The 16616-nt window shown below is 70.6% G+C and carries 12 protein-coding genes; 3 read left to right on the plus strand and 9 right to left on the minus strand.

The genetic code is table 11. The annotated features are described in order from the left end of the window. Nucleotides 1-142: 142 nt before the first annotated feature. Entirely contained in the window at nt 143-508 is a 366-nt protein-coding gene (locus EOINJALH_RS27735) for a putative quinol monooxygenase (RefSeq protein ID WP_088286328.1), read from the plus strand. Between the two features lie 42 nt (nt 509-550). Here the strand turns inward: EOINJALH_RS27735 and icmF are convergent, their stop codons facing one another. After that, on the minus strand, nt 551-3841 hold the full coding sequence (icmF, locus tag EOINJALH_RS27740) for a fused isobutyryl-CoA mutase/GTPase IcmF (protein WP_088286330.1): 3291 nt from the start codon (nt 3839-3841) through the stop codon (nt 551-553). Between the two features lie 140 nt (nt 3842-3981). Here icmF and EOINJALH_RS27745 point away from each other — a divergent pair, with 140 nt between their 5' ends. Together EOINJALH_RS27745 and greB are read left to right on the plus strand one after the other, a co-directional pair. Beyond that, nucleotides 3982-5064 carry an AraC family transcriptional regulator gene (locus tag EOINJALH_RS27745; RefSeq protein WP_088286332.1) on the plus strand — a complete coding sequence of 361 codons (1083 nt, stop codon included), beginning with the start codon at nt 3982-3984 and terminating at the stop codon, nt 5062-5064. Between the two features lie 35 nt (nt 5065-5099). Then, the gene (gene greB / locus EOINJALH_RS27750; RefSeq protein WP_088286440.1) at nt 5100-5669 is read left to right on the plus strand and encodes a transcription elongation factor GreB; all 570 of its coding nucleotides are present in this window, start codon (nt 5100-5102) and stop codon (nt 5667-5669) included. Between the two features lie 46 nt (nt 5670-5715). On the opposite strand, the gene EOINJALH_RS31475 is transcribed toward greB, so the two are convergent. The 8 genes from EOINJALH_RS31475 to EOINJALH_RS27795 all read right to left on the minus strand — a co-directional run bounded on the left by EOINJALH_RS31475 (nt 5716) and on the right by EOINJALH_RS27795 (nt 16537). Further along, nucleotides 5716-8115, minus strand: coding sequence for a serine/threonine-protein kinase (locus EOINJALH_RS31475; RefSeq protein ID WP_144290205.1), 2400 nt, complete (start codon nt 8113-8115; stop codon nt 5716-5718). A 144-nt stretch (nt 8116-8259) separates the two neighbouring features. Next, nucleotides 8260-10542, minus strand: a complete 2283-nt coding sequence (locus tag EOINJALH_RS27765) for a bifunctional (p)ppGpp synthetase/guanosine-3',5'-bis(diphosphate) 3'-pyrophosphohydrolase (RefSeq protein WP_088286336.1) — start codon at nt 10540-10542, stop codon at nt 8260-8262. A gap of 131 nt (nt 10543-10673) precedes the next feature. Then, nucleotides 10674-10877, minus strand: coding sequence for a DNA-directed RNA polymerase subunit omega (rpoZ, locus tag EOINJALH_RS27770; protein WP_088286338.1), 204 nt, complete (start codon nt 10875-10877; stop codon nt 10674-10676). Between the two features lie 26 nt (nt 10878-10903). Further along, a complete protein-coding gene (gmk, locus tag EOINJALH_RS27775; RefSeq protein WP_088286442.1) occupies nt 10904-11524 on the minus strand; it encodes a guanylate kinase in 621 nt (206 codons plus the stop codon). A gap of 137 nt (nt 11525-11661) precedes the next feature. Beyond that, a complete protein-coding gene (locus EOINJALH_RS27780) occupies nt 11662-13020 on the minus strand; it encodes an FAD/NAD(P)-binding oxidoreductase (RefSeq protein ID WP_234414075.1) in 1359 nt (452 codons plus the stop codon). A 21-nt stretch (nt 13021-13041) separates the two neighbouring features. After that, complete coding sequence (locus EOINJALH_RS27785; RefSeq protein ID WP_088286342.1) at nt 13042-14016, minus strand: tripartite tricarboxylate transporter substrate binding protein; 975 nt, start codon at nt 14014-14016, stop codon at nt 13042-13044. Between the two features lie 79 nt (nt 14017-14095). Next, nucleotides 14096-15493 carry a phenylacetate--CoA ligase family protein gene (locus EOINJALH_RS27790; protein ID WP_088286344.1) on the minus strand — a complete coding sequence of 466 codons (1398 nt, stop codon included), beginning with the start codon at nt 15491-15493 and terminating at the stop codon, nt 14096-14098. Between the two features lie 66 nt (nt 15494-15559). Beyond that, nucleotides 15560-16537, minus strand: a complete 978-nt coding sequence (locus tag EOINJALH_RS27795) for a sensor domain-containing diguanylate cyclase (RefSeq protein WP_234414076.1) — start codon at nt 16535-16537, stop codon at nt 15560-15562. Between the last annotated feature and the right edge of the window lie 79 nt (nt 16538-16616).

Raw genomic sequence — 16616 nt, forward strand, 5'->3', positions numbered from 1 at the left:
GGACCCCCTCATGGACCTGGTTCCGGCCGCCGGTCGACGCAGTGTCGAGCGACCGCGGCATCGGGAAGACTCGGGCTCGCGCAGGGCCGCCTCGGCCCCTACGATGGCATCAGCCCGATGGCGACCACACAAGGAGACTGTGATGCCCAAGACCGATACCTGCTGCACCCTGGTGCCGTACTTCCAGGTCAACGATGGCAAGCTCGACGAATTCAAGGCACTCGGGGTGCAGTTCGTCGCCCGCACCAAGTCCGAGCCCGGCTGCGTGCACTATGCCTTCTCGTTCGACGGCAGCGTGGCGCATTGCCGCGAGGGCTACGACGATGCGGCGGCCGTGCTGGCCCACCTGGACAACGTCGGCGCCCTGCTGCAGGAGGCACTGAAGATCGCCTCGATCACCCGCCTCGAGGTGCACGGGCCTGCCGCCGAACTGGACAAGCTGCGGGGCCCGCTGGCCGGGCTGAACCCGCAATGGTTCACCTTGAACTCGGACGGCATCCGGCGCTGACGGCCACGGCCGCCCCGGTGCGGCGGGCCGGCCGGGGCGCCGTCACATGCTGCGCCGATATTGCCCGCCCACCTCGAACAGCGCGCTGGTGATCTGGCCCAGCGAGCAGCAGCGCACCGCGTCCATCAACACCTCGAAGACGTTGGCGTTGGCGATGACGGCCTGCTGCAGGCGCTTCAACTGCACCGGGGCCTCGGCGGCGTGGCGGGCGTGGAAGTCGGCCAGGCGGTTGAGCTGAGACTGCTTTTCGTCCTCGGTCGAGCGCGCCAGTTCGATCTGCTTCGGGTTCGGGTCTTCGTGCGGGTTGCGGAAGGTGTTCACGCCGATGATGGGGTACTCGCCGGTGTGCTTCTGCATCTCGTAGTGCATGCTCTCTTCCTGGATCTTGCTGCGCTGGTAGCCGGTCTCCATCGCGCCCAGCACGCCGCCGCGGTCGGCGATCTTCTCGAACTCGGCCAGCACCGCCTCTTCCACCAGTTCGGTCAGCTCGTCGATGACGAAGGCGCCCTGGTTGGGATTCTCGTTCTTGGCCAGGCCCCACTCGCGGTTGATGATCAGCTGGATGGCCATGGCGCGGCGCACGCTGTCTTCGGTGGGCGTGGTGATGGCCTCGTCGAACGCGTTGGTGTGCAGCGAGTTGCAGTTGTCGTACACCGCGATCAGCGCCTGCAGCGTGGTGCGGATGTCGTTGAACTGGATCTCCTGCGCGTGCAGTGATCGGCCGCTGGTCTGGATGTGGTACTTGAGCTTCTGGCTGCGCTCGTTGGCGCCGTACTTGTCGCGCATGGCCACCGCCCAGATGCGGCGCGCCACGCGGCCCAGCACGGTGTACTCGGGGTCCATGCCGTTGCTGAAGAAGAAGCTCAGGTTGGGCGCGAAGTCGTCGATGTGCATGCCGCGCGCCAGGTAGGCTTCGACGAAGGTGAAGCCATTGCTCAGCGTGAAGGCCAGCTGGCTGATCGGGTTGGCGCCGGCCTCGGCGATGTGATAACCGGAGATCGACACTGAGTAGAAGTTGCGCACGTTGTGGTGCACGAAGTACTGCGCGATGTCGCCCATCACCTTCAGGCTGAACTCGGTCGAGAAGATGCAGGTGTTCTGGCCCTGGTCTTCCTTCAGGATGTCGGCCTGCACCGTGCCGCGCACGTTGGCCAGCGCCCATTCGCGGATCTTGGCGGCCTCGGTGTCGGTGGGCGGGCGGCCGTTGTCGGTGGCGAACTTCTCGAGCTGCTGGTCCACCGCGGCGTTCATGAACATCGCCAGGATGCTCGGCGCCGGGCCGTTGATCGTCATGCTCACGCTGGTGTTGGGCGCGCACAGGTCGAAGCCCGAGTACAGCACCTTCAGGTCATCGATGGTGGCGATGCTCACGCCCGAGTTGCCCACCTTGCCGTAGATGTCGGGCCGGCGGTCGGGGTCGTTGCCGTAGAGCGTGACGGAATCAAAGGCGGTGGACAGCCGCTTGGCCGGCATGCCCTCGCTCACCAGCTTGAAGCGCCGATTGGTGCGGAAGGCGTCGCCCTCGCCGGCGAACATGCGGGTGGGGTCCTCGTTCTCGCGCTTGAAGGCGAAGGTGCCGGCGCTGTACGGGAAGCTGCCCGGCACGTTGTCCAGCATCAGCCACTTGAGCAGTTCGCCGTGGTCCTCGTACTGCGGCAGGGCCACCTTGCGGATCTTGCTGCCGCTGAGCGTGGTGTGGACCAGGCCGGTGCGGATCTCCTTGTCGCGGATCTTCACCACGTACTCGTCGCCGGCATACGCCTTCTGCATCTCGGGCCACATGGCCAGCAGCTTGCGCGCGGCGGGGTCGAGCCGGGCCTCGCGCGCCTCGGCCAGTGCCAGCACGGTGTTCTTGGCACCGTCCTTGGTGGGGTCGTTGTCGTGCAGCATGCGCGCGGTTTCGCGCAGTTGCTGCACCTCGCGGGCCAGGCGGGCCTGCGAGCGCGCGCGGGCCTTGTAGCCACGCACGCTGTCGGCGATCTCGGCCAGGTAACGCGTGCGTGACGCAGGCACCACCGGCGTCTGGTGGGTGCTGTGGCGGGTGGCCACCAACGGCAGCCGGCCGTCGGTCACCGGCAGGCCGATGGCGGCCAGGCGCGGCTTCAGCGCCTGGTACAGCGCGGTCACGCCGTCGTCGTTGAAGCGACTGGCCATGGTGCCGAACACCGGCATCTGGTCGGGCATCACGGTGAAGGCATTGCGGTTGCGCTGCACCTGCTTGGCCACGTCGCGCAGCGCGTCGGCGGCGCCCTTGCGGTCGAACTTGTTGATGGCCACGAACTCGGCGAAGTCGAGCATGTCGATCTTCTCGAGCTGGCTGGCGGCGCCGAACTCGGGCGTCATCACGTACATCGGCACGTCCACCAGCGGCACGATGGCGGCGTCGCCCTGGCCGATGCCCGAGGTCTCGACGATCACCAGGTCGAAGCCGGCCACCTTGGCCGCGGCCAGCACGTCGGGCAGGGCGGCAGAGATTTCAGAACCCGTGTCGCGCGTGGCCAGGCTGCGCATGTAGACGCGCGGGCCCTGGCTCCACGGGCCGATGGCGTTCATGCGGATGCGGTCGCCCAGCAGCGCGCCGCCGCTCTTGCGGCGCGAGGGGTCGATGCTGATGACGGCGATGCGCAGCGCGTCGTCCTGGTCCAGGCGGATGCGGCGGATCAGCTCGTCGGTGAGGCTGCTCTTGCCGGCGCCACCGGTGCCGGTGATGCCGAGCACCGGCGTTTTGCTGCCCTTGGCGGCCTCGTGCAACTGCGCCACCAGGCCGGCGTCGGCCTGTCCGTTCTCCAGCGCCGTGATCAGTTGCGCCAGCGCGCGCCAGGCGGCCTCCGTGTGGCCCTGGATCGGCGCCAGCGCCGTGGGCGCGAAGGCGGTGATGTCGCGGTCGCAGCGCATCACCATCTCGCCGATCATGCCGGCCAGGCCCATGCGCTGGCCGTCTTCGGGGCTGTAGATGCGCACGCCCTGCTCGGCCAGCGCGCGGATCTCGGTGGGCACGATCACGCCGCCGCCGCCGCCGAAGACCTGGATGTGCTCGCCGCCGCGGGCCCTGAGCAGTTCGACCATGTAGGCGAAGTACTCGTTGTGGCCGCCCTGGTAGCTGGAGACGGCGATGCCCTGCACGTCTTCCTGCAGCGCCGCGGTGACCACCTCGTCCACCGAGCGGTTGTGGCCCAGGTGGATGACCTCGGCGCCCATGCCCTGCAGGATGCGGCGCATGATGTTGATCGCCGCGTCGTGGCCGTCGAACAGGCTGGCGGCGGTGACGAAGCGCACCTTGTGCGTGGGGCGGTAGTCGGCCAGGGCCTTGTACTCGGCGGAAAGATCGGTCATCGCAGGGTCTCCGTTGTACGTCGGCATGTTGCCGCTGCGCGGCAGTCTAGGCCCATCGGGCCGCTTGCGCGATGGCGATTTCGCGCAAAGCGCTGACGGTTTTTGCCAGTGCTGGCCGTGGCTTTTGCGAGAATCGGGCCATGGCCGTGCCTGCCCACACCGTGTCGATCGCCTTTGTGCGCAGCGCCGTGCGTGCGCTGGCGCCGCAGGTCCGGGCGCGGGTGCTGTGCCAGGCCGGCATCGCCGACGAGGCATTGCGGGGCCCCGACGCCCGCGTGCCGGCCACCGCCTTCGGCGCGCTGTGGATGGCCGTGGCGCGCGAGCTGGACGACGAATTCTTCGGCCTCGACCGCCGGCGCATGAAGGTCGGCAGCTTCGTGCTGCTGTGCCATGCGGTGGCGGCGCAGCCCACGGTCGAACGGGCGCTGCGCATGGCGCTGCGCGGCTTCGCGCTGGGCCTGGACGACATGGCCGCCACGCTGGTGGCGGGTGGCCGCGAGGCGCGCGTCGAGATCGACAACCGCATCGGCGACCGGCCCGGCCCTGGGGTGCTCGATCCGGCGGGGCGTGCCGACGCCCGGCGCTTCGCCGACGAGACGCTGCTGGTCATGGTGCACGGCCTGCTGTGCTGGGTGGCCGGCCGCCGCGTGCCGCTGCTGCGGCTCGACTGGGCACACCCCCAGCCGGCGCACGCCGACGAGTACCGCCGCATGTTCTCGGCCGATGTGCGCTTCGACCGGCCGGCCACCGCCATCGCCTTCGACGCCGGGGTGCTTCAGGCGCCGGTGTCGGTCAGCGAGGCCAGCCTGAAGGCCTTCCTGCGCGACGCGCCGCAGTCGGTGTTCCTCAAGCAGGTGGCCTCGGGCGGCTGGGCCGAGCGGGCGCGGCGGCACCTGCGCCGAGCGCTTTCGCCAGGGGCGGCGCCGTTGGGCGCCGAGGGCCCGACGCTCGATCAACTGGCCGCGCGGCTGGGCGTGTCGGCCGCCACCCTGCGCCGGCGGCTCGACGGCGAGGGCACGCACTGGCAGCAGCTGAAGGACGAGGTGCGCCGCGACCTGGCCATCCAGCACCTGGCCGACCGCCGCATCAGCGTCGAGCAGGTGGCCGCCTGGCTGGGCTTCAACGACGGGCCGTCGTTCCACCGCGCCTTCCGCAAGTGGACCGGCTCGGCCCCCGGCGCCTACCGCAGCGGCCGGCCCGGCCGCGCGGCGCCTGGCCCCTGAACCCCCCGAGGCAGACCGATGACCCGACCGATGCCATGAACAAGGCCTTCACCCGCGAGTCCGACGGCGACGACGATGACGACGACGGCGGCGTGCTGCCCGCCTTGCCGGCCGGCGGCAAGAACTACATCACGCCGCAGGGCTACCAGCGCCTGCGCACCGAACTGCTCGACCTGCTCGACGTCGAGCGGCCGAAGATGGTGGAAACCGTGTCCTGGGCCGCCAAGAACGGCGACCGCAGCGAGAACGGCGACTACCTCTACGGCAAGAAGCGCCTGCGCGAGATCGATCGCCGCATCCGCTTCCTCACCAAGCGCCTGGACATCGCCGAGGTGGCCGACCCCTCGCTGCACCACGGCAACGACCAGGTCTTCTTCGGCGCCACCGTCACCTACGCCAATGCCCAGGGCGTGGAGCGCACCATCACCATCAAGGGCATCGACGAGACCGACAACCTGCACGGCGAGGTGAGCTGGGTGTCGCCCATCGCCCGGGCGCTGCTCAAGGCCCGCGAGGGCGACGAGGTGAAGCTGCAGACGCCGGCGGGGGTGGAGACGATCGAGGTGGTGGAGGTGCGCTACCCGGTCCCGGGCTCGCCGCACTGAACGAGGCGCGCCGCACGCCCCGGCGCACGGCCGGTGACGGCTGCGGTCAGTTGCTGCCCGGCATGGCCCTTGCCAATCGCCGCACGAAGGCCTGGCGCACGGCGGCCTGCGGTTTGGCGCCCAGGCTCTCGGCGAAGGCCAGCAGGCCGCTGTCGACCACGTCGCCGTCGGCAAACACCACGTGGCAGGGCGTGGTCGATGTGCGGGCACAGGCCTTGAGGGCGGTGTCCGCGGCCCATTCGCGCTTGGATTCGCGCCAGGCGAAACCCAGCACGATGTAGCCGTTCTGCTCGCCCAGCGCCAAGGCGCTCTTCCAGGGCAGGCGCTTCATCGACGCGTCGAAGCGGTCGAGTACTTCGACCTCGTCCGGCGCGCGGGCGTGCAGCAGCGTGGCCAGCGCGCCGCCCAGTGCCCATTGGCCGCGGCGGGCACGCAATGCGGAGTAGGCGTCGGCCCACTCGACGGCCGGCGTGACCAGGGGCGCAGGCGCCGGCATCCCGGCCGCCGGCATGGATGGGCCCGCCGACGCATCGGGCCCGGCGGGCGGCGCCGACGCGGACGCGGTGTTCGCTGCCGACGCGGAGGGCAGCGTCGCCAGCACCCGGTCGAGGGTGGCCAGCAGGGCGCGCCGCACGTCGGCCACCGGCCGGGCACCGAGGCCAGCGGCCACCTCGACGAAGGCCGCGCGGCGGAACTCGGCATTCACGGCGACGGCGCGACAGGGTTGGGCGCGGTAGGCCAGGCATGCCCGCGTGGCCAGCAGCGTGGCCGCGTCCGTGCGAGGCCGTGCTCGCGACGCGAAGACCAGCCAGCCGTCCTGCACGCCCATGGCCAGCGCGTGCTGCGGGGCCTGCCGTCGCAGCAGAGCCTCGGCATCGGCGAGTCGCTGCAGGTCTTCCCGCCGCCGGATGTCCAGCAGCGCCGCGAGGGCCTGCGCCAGGTGCATCGTCGGGCCGATGCCCTCGACGGCCGCCAGCCGCTGCTGCCATTCGGCGCTGGGGGCCAAGGCCGGCGGCGGGGTGAGCGGCGCGGAGGCCGCCCTCACCGGTGCCGGTTGACTGGCGGCGGCGACAGCCTTTCCTGCCACGGCGGCGGGTGCCGACGCGGTGGGCCCTGCCGCTGCGGCGGCCGCGACGGGGGGCGGTGCCGAAGGGGCCAGGCTGGTCGCGGGCGTGGCAGGCCGCAGGGTGGCGTTCCCCTCAGGCCGCGCGCCAGACGCCACCGCCACTGGCGCGCTGGGCGCGACCGGCGGTGCCACCGGTGCCGGCGTGGGCTCGGGCACCGGTGCCGTGGCGGCCGGGGCGGTGGAGGCTGCTGCCATGACCTGCGCCGGTGACGCAGGCGCCGAGGGCGGCACCGCGCCCACCGCCGCGCCACCCGGGGCCGCCGGCCGCAGCATCAGCACGGCGGCCACCGCGGCGGCGCCGACCGCGAGCACCGCGCCGATGGCCATGCCCCGCCGGCCGATGGTCGCGGTGGAGGGCGCCGTGGCGGCCGCGGCCGCCAGGGGCGCCGTGGCGGGCGGCGCGCGGCGCCAGGTCGAGGATGCATCGGCCCGCGCCATCGGCATGGTGCGGGTCGGCAGGTGCAGCGCGGCGGCCGGCAGGTCGGTGCCTGCCAGCGCGGCGGAGATGGCGGCGGCGAACTCGTCCGCGTCCACGTAGCGGTCGTCGGCCTGCTTGGCCATGGCCTTGCGCACCACGGTGTCCCAGTCCGGGCCCAGGCCGGGCCTCAGGCTGGTGGGGGGCTCGGGGTACTCGTTGAGCACCTTCTGCACGATGGTGGCGTAGCCACCGCTGAAGGGCTTGGTGCCGGTGAGCAACTGGTACAGCAGCACGCCACAGGCGTACAGGTCGGTGCGGCCGTCGACCTCCAGGCCCAGCAGTTGCTCGGGCGCCATGTACTGCGGCGTGCCGATGACCGTGCCGGTGCGGGTGAGGTCCGACGCGTCCAGACGGGCGATGCCGAAGTCGGTGACCTTGGCCCGGCCGTCGGCCAGCAGCATCACGTTGCCGGGCTTGATGTCGCGGTGGGTCACGCCGCGCTGGTGGGCGTGCTGCAACGCCGCCAGCACGTCGAGCATCATGCGGGAGATCTCGTCCACGCCGAACACGCGGCCGGCGTCGAGCAACACCTTCAGGTCCTGCCCGTCGACCAGTTCCATCGCGATGTAGGCGACGTGGCCTCCGGTCTGCGTCTCGTCTTCGCCGTAGTCGTAGATGGCGACGATGCCGGGGTGGCTCAGCCGCCCCGCGGCCTGAGCCTCGCGCTTGAGCCGGCCCAGCAGTTCGGGCACCTGCCCGGGGTCGAGCGAGTCCTCGCGCACCACCTTCACCGCCACCGGCCGCTCGATCAGCGGATCGAGCCCTTCATAGACGATGCCCATCGAACCCTTGCCCAGTTCTCGGCGGATCTCGTACTTGCCGATGCGGTGGGGGATGGACATGGGGGTGGAACGGAAACCGGGGCGGAATGCGAAGTCGACATGATCGCCGACTTCGCGTCAGCGTCATTGCAAGCCTGTAACAACTGCAGGTCGACTGAATCCAGGCTGAACGAAGGTCTCGCCGGAGGGCCCCCCCACCCGCGATCAGGGCTTGACGCGGCTGGCCCGCAGCACCGGGTTGGCGCGCTTGAGCGTGCGCAGCACGTCGGCCAGGTGCTGGCGGTCGCGCAGCGACACCAGCAGGCGAAGCTCGGCGACGTCGGCATCGCGCTCGTTGTCCATGCCGATGTGCACGATGTCGGCCTCGGCCGAACTGATGGCCGAGGCCACCTGCGCCAGGGCGCCCTTGTCGTTGCGCACCTCCACGTCGATGGCGGTTTCGTACGATCGGGTCGGCTGCTCGGCCCATTCCACCCGCAGCCAGCGCTCGGGGTCGCGGTCGGCCAGGCGCTTGCCGTTGTGGCAATCGGCGGTGTGCACCAGCAGGCCCTCGCCGCGGCCCAGGTAGCCGACGATCTCGTCGCCCGGGATCGGCCGGCAGCAGGTGGCCAGCTGCACCGACGCCCCTTCGCTGCCGTCGATGATCACGCCGCCCTGCGACGGGGTGGCGTCGTCCTGCACCGCATAGCGGCCCAGCGTGAGCGTGAGCGCATCGGGCCGCGTGCCGGTCTCGGCCAGCAGCTGCGCCATGCGCTTGGCCACGATGGTGGCGATCTTGCGGCCCAGGCCGATGTCGGTGAGCAGCTCGCCGCGGCCGCGGTTGCCGCTCCAGCGCGTCACCTGCTGCCACAGCGCATTGGCCTCGCCGTCGGTGGGGTCGGTGGATGGCAGCGTCAGGCCCTCGGCCCGCAAAGCCTGTGCGAGCAGCTTCTCACCGAGGCCGCGCGACTCGTCCTGCTCCATCGTCTTGAGGTGGTGGCGGATCTTCGAGCGGGCCCGGCCGGTGCGCACGAAGTTGAGCCAGCCCGGGTTGGGCTGAGCGCCCGGCGCGGTGACGATCTCGACCACGTCGCCGCTCTTCAGCTCGGTCTTCAGCGCCACCGACTCGCCGTTGATCTTGCAGGCCACGCAGTGGTCGCCGACGTCGGAGTGGATGGCGTAGGCGAAATCCACCGCGGTGGCGCCGCGCGGCAGCGCCAGGATCTTGCTCATCGGCGTGAACACGTACACCGCCTCGGGCACCAGATCGATCTTGACGTGCTCGAGGAACTCGGCCGCGTCGCGCGTCTCGTCCTGGATGTCGAGCAGCGACTGCAGCCACATCGCGCCCATCGGCTGGCCGTCGCCCTTGGCCGACTTCGGGTCGCGCTTGTACTGCCAGTGCGCGGCGATGCCGCTCTCGGCCACCAGGTGCATCGGCTCGGTGCGGATCTGGAACTCGACCGCCGAGCCCAGCGGGCTGACCAGCGTGGTGTGCAGCGACTGGTAGCCGTTGGGCTTGGGGATGGCGATGTAATCCTTGAAGCGGCCCGGCACCGGCTTGTACAGCTGGTGCAGCACGCCCAGGGCCAGGTAGCACTCGGGCAGCGAGGGCACGACGATGCGGAAGCCGAAGATGTCGCTCACCTGCGCGAAGCCGGTGTGCTTCTCGCGCATCTTGCGGTAGATGGAGTAGACGGTCTTCTCTCGCCCCGACACCTGCACCTTGATGCGCGAGGTGGCGAAGGCCTTCTCGACCTCGGTGCGCACGCGCTCGACGATGTCGCGCCGGTAGCCGCGCGAGCGCTTGACGGCCTTGTCCACCGCGGCGTGGCGCCACGGGTGCAGGTGCGAGAAGGCCAGTTCCTGCAGCTCGCGGTAGATCTGGTTCAGGCCCAGCCGGTGGGCGATCGGCGCGTAGATGTCCAGCGTCTCGCGGGCGATGCGCTGGCGCTTGGCCGGCGCCATCGCGGCCATCGTGCGCATGTTGTGCAGGCGGTCGGCCAGCTTGATGAGGATGACGCGCACGTCGCGCGCCATCGCCAGCAGCATCTTGCGGAAGGATTCGGCCTGGCCTTCCTCGCGGGTGGAGAACTGCAGCTTGTCGAGCTTGGTCAGGCCGTCCACCAGTTCGGCCGTGGGGGCACCGAAGCGCTCGATCAGCTCGACCTTGGTGACACCGCAGTCTTCCATCGCGTCGTGCATCAGCGCGGCCATGATGGCCTGCGCGTCGAGCCGCCAGTCGGCCACCATGCCGGCCACCGCCAGCGGGTGCGTGATGTAGGGCTCGCCGCTGGCGCGGAACTGGCCCAGGTGGGCTTCGTCGGCGAACTTGTAGGCTTCGCGCACCAGCTTGGCATCGGCCTTGCCCAGGTAGCCCAGCCGATCGGCCAGTGCCGCGAAGGTGCTGACGTCGGTTTTCGCGCCAGTGGTGGCCGGTGCCGCACGCACTCGCTGCTGCAAGGCCGCGGGCAGCAACAATTCGGCAGCGAATGAACGGATCCCCATGCCCCGAATTTAGCGTGGATTGGCTTGGCCCTACGGCACGGCACCGATCGCGCATGAAAAAGGCGCCCTGAGGCGCCCTGGAAATTGAAAAGGCGCCCGCAGGCGCCTTGTTCATGCCGGTGGCGGCGTGCTCAGATGGGCACGCGGCGCAGCATCTCGATGCCGATCTCGCCTTCGGCGATCTCGCGCAGGGCGGTGACGCCCGGCTTGTTCTTGCTTTCGACCTTGGGCGCATGGCCCTGGCTCAGCATGCGCGCACGGTAGGTGGCGGCCAGCACGAGCTGGAAGCGGTTGGGGATCTTCTCGAGGCAGTCTTCGACGGTGATGCGGGCCATGGGGAGCTCTCCGGTGCAGCGGGGTATCAGGCCAGACCAAGCGCTTTGAACACCTGCGACTTGTTTCGCAGTTGCGCAGCGTACTTCAGGCGCTGGGAGTGGACGACAGTCTTCAAATCGAAAAGCGCCGTCTCGAACAAACCGTTGATTATAACGAAGTCGAAGAATCTGGCCTGTGGCACCTCGATGCGGGCGTTGTCCATGCGCCGCTCGATGACCTCGGGGCGGTCTTCGCCGCGGCGGGTGAGCCGCTGGCGCAGTTCGTCCCAGCTCGGTGGCAGGATGAAGATCAGCACCGCGTGCGGGAACAGCTGCTTGATCTGCCGGGCCCCCTGCCAGTCGATCTCTAGCACCACGTCCTCGCCGGCGGCCAGGCGCGTCTCGACGGTGGTGCGCGAGGTGCCGTAGAGGTTGCCATGCACCTCGGCCCATTCGAAGAAGTCGCCGCGCTCGATCATCTGGCGGAAGGCAGGCTCGTCGATGAACCAGTATTCGCGGCCGTCCTGTTCCTGCCCGCGTGGCGCGCGCGTGGTGTGCGACACCGACACGGCCAGGTGCGAGTCGAGCTCGAACAGCGCCTTGACCAGGCTGGACTTGCCGGCGCCGCTGGGCGCGGCGACGACGAACAGGTTGCCCGGGGTGTCGATCGGTGCCGTGGGCGTGGTCATCGGAGGGCCTTCCATCGAGATCGCCGCAACCGCCGAGCGACCCCTGCGCCAGTAGGTTGCGGGGCCGAATCGTATCAGCCGGTGACCGCGGCGGCCGGCGCGCCGCCGCGCGCAGATCAGCCGCCCGTCAAGTCCTGCACCATCAGCCCGTACCAGCGCAGGTCTTCCTCCCACAGGTGCTTGCGGCGGTCGTTGTCGTCGATCTGCTTCTGCACCAGGTGGCCCTCGGGGCCCATCTCGTAGTCGAACTGCACGCTGATGGCCTCGAGCGGGTCGGGGTTGACGAGCATGTAGCAGAGGTTGTCGATCATCAAGGGCTGCAGCGCCTCGCCCTTGGCCTGCTGCGCGATGTACTTCGCCACGCTGCGGCCCATGCGGTTGGCAACGTGGCCGCTCTTCGGGTAGTGGCCGAACTGCGGCGAGACCGCGCCGACGCTGTCGCCGATGACGTAGATGCGCGGGTCGTCCTTCAGGTTGTAGAACTGCGGGTGCACGGCGGCCCAGTTCGTCGGCTTGCCGTCGGCGGTCTTGCCGATGGCGCCGAGCTTCCAGGTCAGCTCGGCGGCCTGGTGATGGCCCATCAGCACCGCATCGTCGAACTTGAAGTCGCCGGCCGCCGTCTTGATGACGCGGTTGAACGGATCGAGTTCCTTCACGCCCGCATTCGGCACGTGCGTGATGATGTCGGGATACAGGTCCTCGAAGGCCAGGCGGTAGCCGGCGCCGATGGGGGCGATGCGCGGCTTGGGATCGAGGATGATGATCTTGGCCGGCACCTTGTTGCGCTGGAAGTGAGCGGCCATCAGGCAGGCGCGCTCGTAGGGTGACGGCGGGCAGCGGTGCGGCGGTGGCGGCAGCGTCATCACGATGGTGCCGCCCTTGAAGGACTTGATCTTCTGCTTCAGCGCCAGGTGCTCGGCGCTGGGCACGTAGGCGCTGGCGTAGTTGACGGTGGTGTGGGCGATGGCGCGCCGGTCGTTGCCGAACCAGGGCTCGTAGCTCACGCGGATGCCGGCCGAGACGACCAGCCAGTCGTAGTCGAGGTGTCCTTGCGCGGTGTGCACGCGGCGCTTGTCGCGGTCGATCTCGGTGACCTCGGTCTGCACGAAGGTGTAGCCCCACCTGCGCGCTGGCGCGGTGTACGAGTGCACCAGGAACTGCGTGTCGACCACGTCGATGAGCCACTTGTTGCTCAGCGGGCAGGACCAGAACACCGGGTTGCGTTCGAGCAGCACCACCTCGAGTTCGGGCGTGTGCTCGCGCAGGTGGCGCGCCACCGTGAGGCCACCCCAGCCACCGCCCAGCACCACCACGCGACGCTGTTTGCCCTTGGGCAGCAGTTCGGAGCCGGGCGAGGCGATCATCGGCTGGGCCAGGGCCGAGCCCAGGCCGGTGGTCAGCCCGCCGGCCGCCGCGGCCTGCAGCAGGTGGCGGCGCGTGGTGCCGGGGTGCTTGTCGTCCATTCGTGTCGTCATCGTGTCTCCCTTGGTTGAAACTCAGTCCAGCTTGATGCCGCGCCGGGCGATCAGCGTCGACCAGCGCTCGCTCTCGCCCTTGACGTAGGCGGCGAACTCGGCCGGGCCGCGCGGCTGCACCTCGGCGCCGGCGGTGGCGAACCTGGCCTTCACGTCGGGCCGGGCCAGCACCTTGCGCAGGTCGGCCGCCAGGCGCTCGACCACCTCGCGCGGCAGCCCGGCCGGCCCGACCAGGCCCTGGAAGCCGGCTGCTTCCATGCCGGCCAGGTCCTGTTCTCGCACCGTGGCCACGTCGGGCAGGTTGGGGTCGCGCTGGGGGCCGGTGACGGCCAGGGCCTTCAGCGCGCCGCCCTTGATCTGCGGCAGCAGCACCGTGCCGGCGTCGATCAGCACATGGGTCTGGCCGCCGATGAGGTCGGTGACCGCGGGGGCGCTGCCTTTGTAGGGCACATGCAGCAGGTCGAGGCCGGCCACGGTGTTGAGCAGTTCGCCGTTGAGGTGCGTCGACGAGCCCGGCCCCGCGGACGCGAAGTTGGCCTTGCCGGCCTGGGCACGGGCCCATTCGACGAACTGCCTCAGGTCCCTGGCCGGGTGGTCGCTGCGCGTGGCGACGATGTAGCCGGTCTCGGCGATCTGGCCGATGTAGCTGAACTGCCGCAACGGGTCGTAGGGCATCTTCGACTGCAGGTAGGGCGCGATCGCGAACGGCCCGGTGTTGGCCACCAGCAGCGTGTGTCCGTCGGGCGCGGCGCGCGTCAGCTCGGTGGCCGCGAGCACGCCGCCGGCGCCCGGCTTGTACTCGATGATGAGCGGCTGGCCCAGCGCCGCCTCGAGCCCGGGCTGCAGCGTGCGGGCCGTGAAGTCGATGCCGCCGCCGGGCGGAAAGCCCACCAGCAGCCGCACCGGCCGCGCCGGATAGGCGCCCTGGGCGCGCAGGCCCGCGCCCAGCACTGCCAGGGACGAGGCGGCGGCGGTCAGCCAGTGGCGACGGTGCATGGAGGGCTCTCCGAGGGGCGGATGGCCCGCGATGTTGCCACGCCGCCGGCGCGTGGTCCGCGCCGGGCCGCCCGATGCGTCAGCGCGCCGGGCTCAGGTCGATGACACGTCGCAGCTTGCCGCTGCCGGGGTCGCGCTGCGGCGGCTGGGCGCCGTGCAGCAGGCGCTGGGGCGCAGCGCCCTGTCGATCGAGGCACGACTGCAGGGCCTGCCGGCATCGCGCGAAGGCGGCCTGGCCGTCGGCGCCCCGGCCCGGCAGCCGAAGTTCGAGCCGACCATCGGCGCGGTGCAGCAGCTGGAACTGCGTCACCTGTGCCTCTTCCTCGATCACCGATTCCACCATCAGCGGCAGCAGGGTCACCGTGCCGCCCCGCGCGGCCGGCAGCACCAGGGCGTCGTCCGACCGGCCCTGCACCTCGATCACCGGGAAGGCCTGGCCGCAGCCGCAGCGCTCGGCGGTGAAGCGCACGCGGTCGTGCAGTTCGTAGCGCAGCAGCGGTTGCGCGCGATTGGCCAGGTTGGTGAGCAGCGTGGTGTGCGAGAACTCGCCCGGCGGCATCGGGCGCCCCTGCGCGTCCACAGGCTCGAGCACGACCCAGTCGTCGTTCAGGTGCAGCCGGCCGTGGCTGCATTCGAACGCGATCGAATAGAACTCGGAGGCGCCGTAGCTGTTGCGCACGCCGCAGCCGAAGACATCGCGCAGGCGCTGGCGGTGCGTGGCAGACAGTTGCTCGCCACCCACCCACAACTGGTCGAGCGTGAGCTGCAGCGCGCCCTGCGCCTGCCACTCGGCCAGCGCGACGGCGCAGCTGGGGTAGGTGATGAGCACGTCGGGCTGCAGCGCCTGCAGCCGCTCGGCCACCTGCTGCAGCGGCTCGAGGATGGAGATCATCGTGATCTGCGGCGTCCAGGGCGCGGGCACGAGGCGGCGCAGGCGCTGCAGGCTGACGTGGCCGGCGTAGGGCCCGCCGATGGCGCCGACATAGGCAAAGCGCCGGGCCATGCCCCACAGCGCCGACACCGACGGTGCCGAGCGGGCGCCGAGCAGGCGCTGGCCCTCGATCGCGTCGAAGGCCGCCAGGCTGGGGCCGTCCTGCACGAAGATGCCCGGCTCGCCGCTGGTGCCCGAACTGGTCCACACGAGGTAGTCGCCCAGCCAGGCATCGGCCACGCCGTCGGCGGCGCGCACCGCCGCCTCGGCGGCGTGGCGGGTGATGCGGCGGTCGGTGGCCCAGTCGTCGAAGTGCGCCATCAGTTCGGCCTTGCCGATGGGCTGGAAATCGGCCAGGTGGCAGGCGCCCACCGCGCGGCGGGCGTACAGCGGCGACTCGCGCAGCGTCTGCTCGATCAGCCGCGAAAGGCGCTGCTGGCGCAGGCGCTGGCCGATGCCCTGCGGGTCGAGGCCGGCCAGCCAGGTCTCCTGCCAGGCCGGGAGCCACGACCAGAGGTCGAAGGGCGGTGCAGGGTGGGGTGTCATGCGGGCGCGCACCAGGTGGCCGCGTGTTGCCCGATGGTGCCATGCCCACGGGCCGGTGGGGCCATGTCAGCCACGGCCGCTCGCCGCGACGACGCCCCGGCCGTCGCGCTTGGCCTGGTACATCGCCGCGTCGGCCGCCGCGATCAGTTGGTCGGGGGTGGTCGCATCGTCGGGGAAGCATGCGATGCCGATGCTCGCGGACACGCTCAGGTGCTGGGCACCGAGGTCGATGGCCGTCGCGATGGCGGCCAGGATCGCGTTCGCCGTGGTCGACACCTGGGCGGCCGCGCCGATGTCGTCCAGCACCACGACGAACTCGTCGCCGCCCCAGCGCGCCACCAGGTCTTCGGTGCGCACCGCAGCGCGCAGCCGGCGGGCGATCTCCTTCAGCGCATGGTCGCCCACCTCATGGCCCAGCGTGTCGTTGATCCACTTGAAGCGGTCGAGGTCGATGAACAGCACCGCCAGGCGCTGCCGGTGGCGTCGGGCACGCGAAACGCCCCGATCGAGTTCGGTCTGCACGGCGCGGCGGTTCGGCAGGTCGGTCAGCGGATCGTGCTGTGCCATCCGCCGCAAGGCCTCGCGCTCGCCGGCCACGGCCGTGATGTCGGCGAAGGTGGCCACGTGCGAGCGCACAATGCCCGTGGCGTCGGGCACGGACACCAGACTCATCCAGGCCAGCAAGGTGCGGCCGTCGCGGTGCCGGCATCGCACCTCGCCCTGCCAGCGGGCGGCACGGTCGGGTGGCCCGTCGCGCGGGCCTTGCCGCAGCGCGGCCCAGGCCCCTGCGTCTGCACCCGCCTCGGCCGACGCCAGCGACGTGCCGATCAATTCATCGGGTGTCGATCCGACCAGTTCGCCATAGGCCGGATTCGCCGCCGTGATGCGCAGGTGCTCGTCGGTCACGACGATGGCCATGCCGGCCGATTCGAAGGCCAGGCCGGCATCGAGCGTGTGCCCTGGCTCGGTGGCAGACCCCCGACGTGCGATCACTTCGGGCGGGTGCCTGCGCATCGACTGCTCCTGTACCAACTGCGGATTCATGGTGTGAACAATGACACTGGGCGGTGCGCAAGCCATTGAGGCTGCGCAACGGCGCCGGACCGGCGACGTAACACCCTGT

It is taken from the genome of Ideonella sp. A 288 (assembly GCF_002198735.1).
Taxonomy (GTDB): domain Bacteria; phylum Pseudomonadota; class Gammaproteobacteria; order Burkholderiales; family Burkholderiaceae_C; genus Pseudaquabacterium.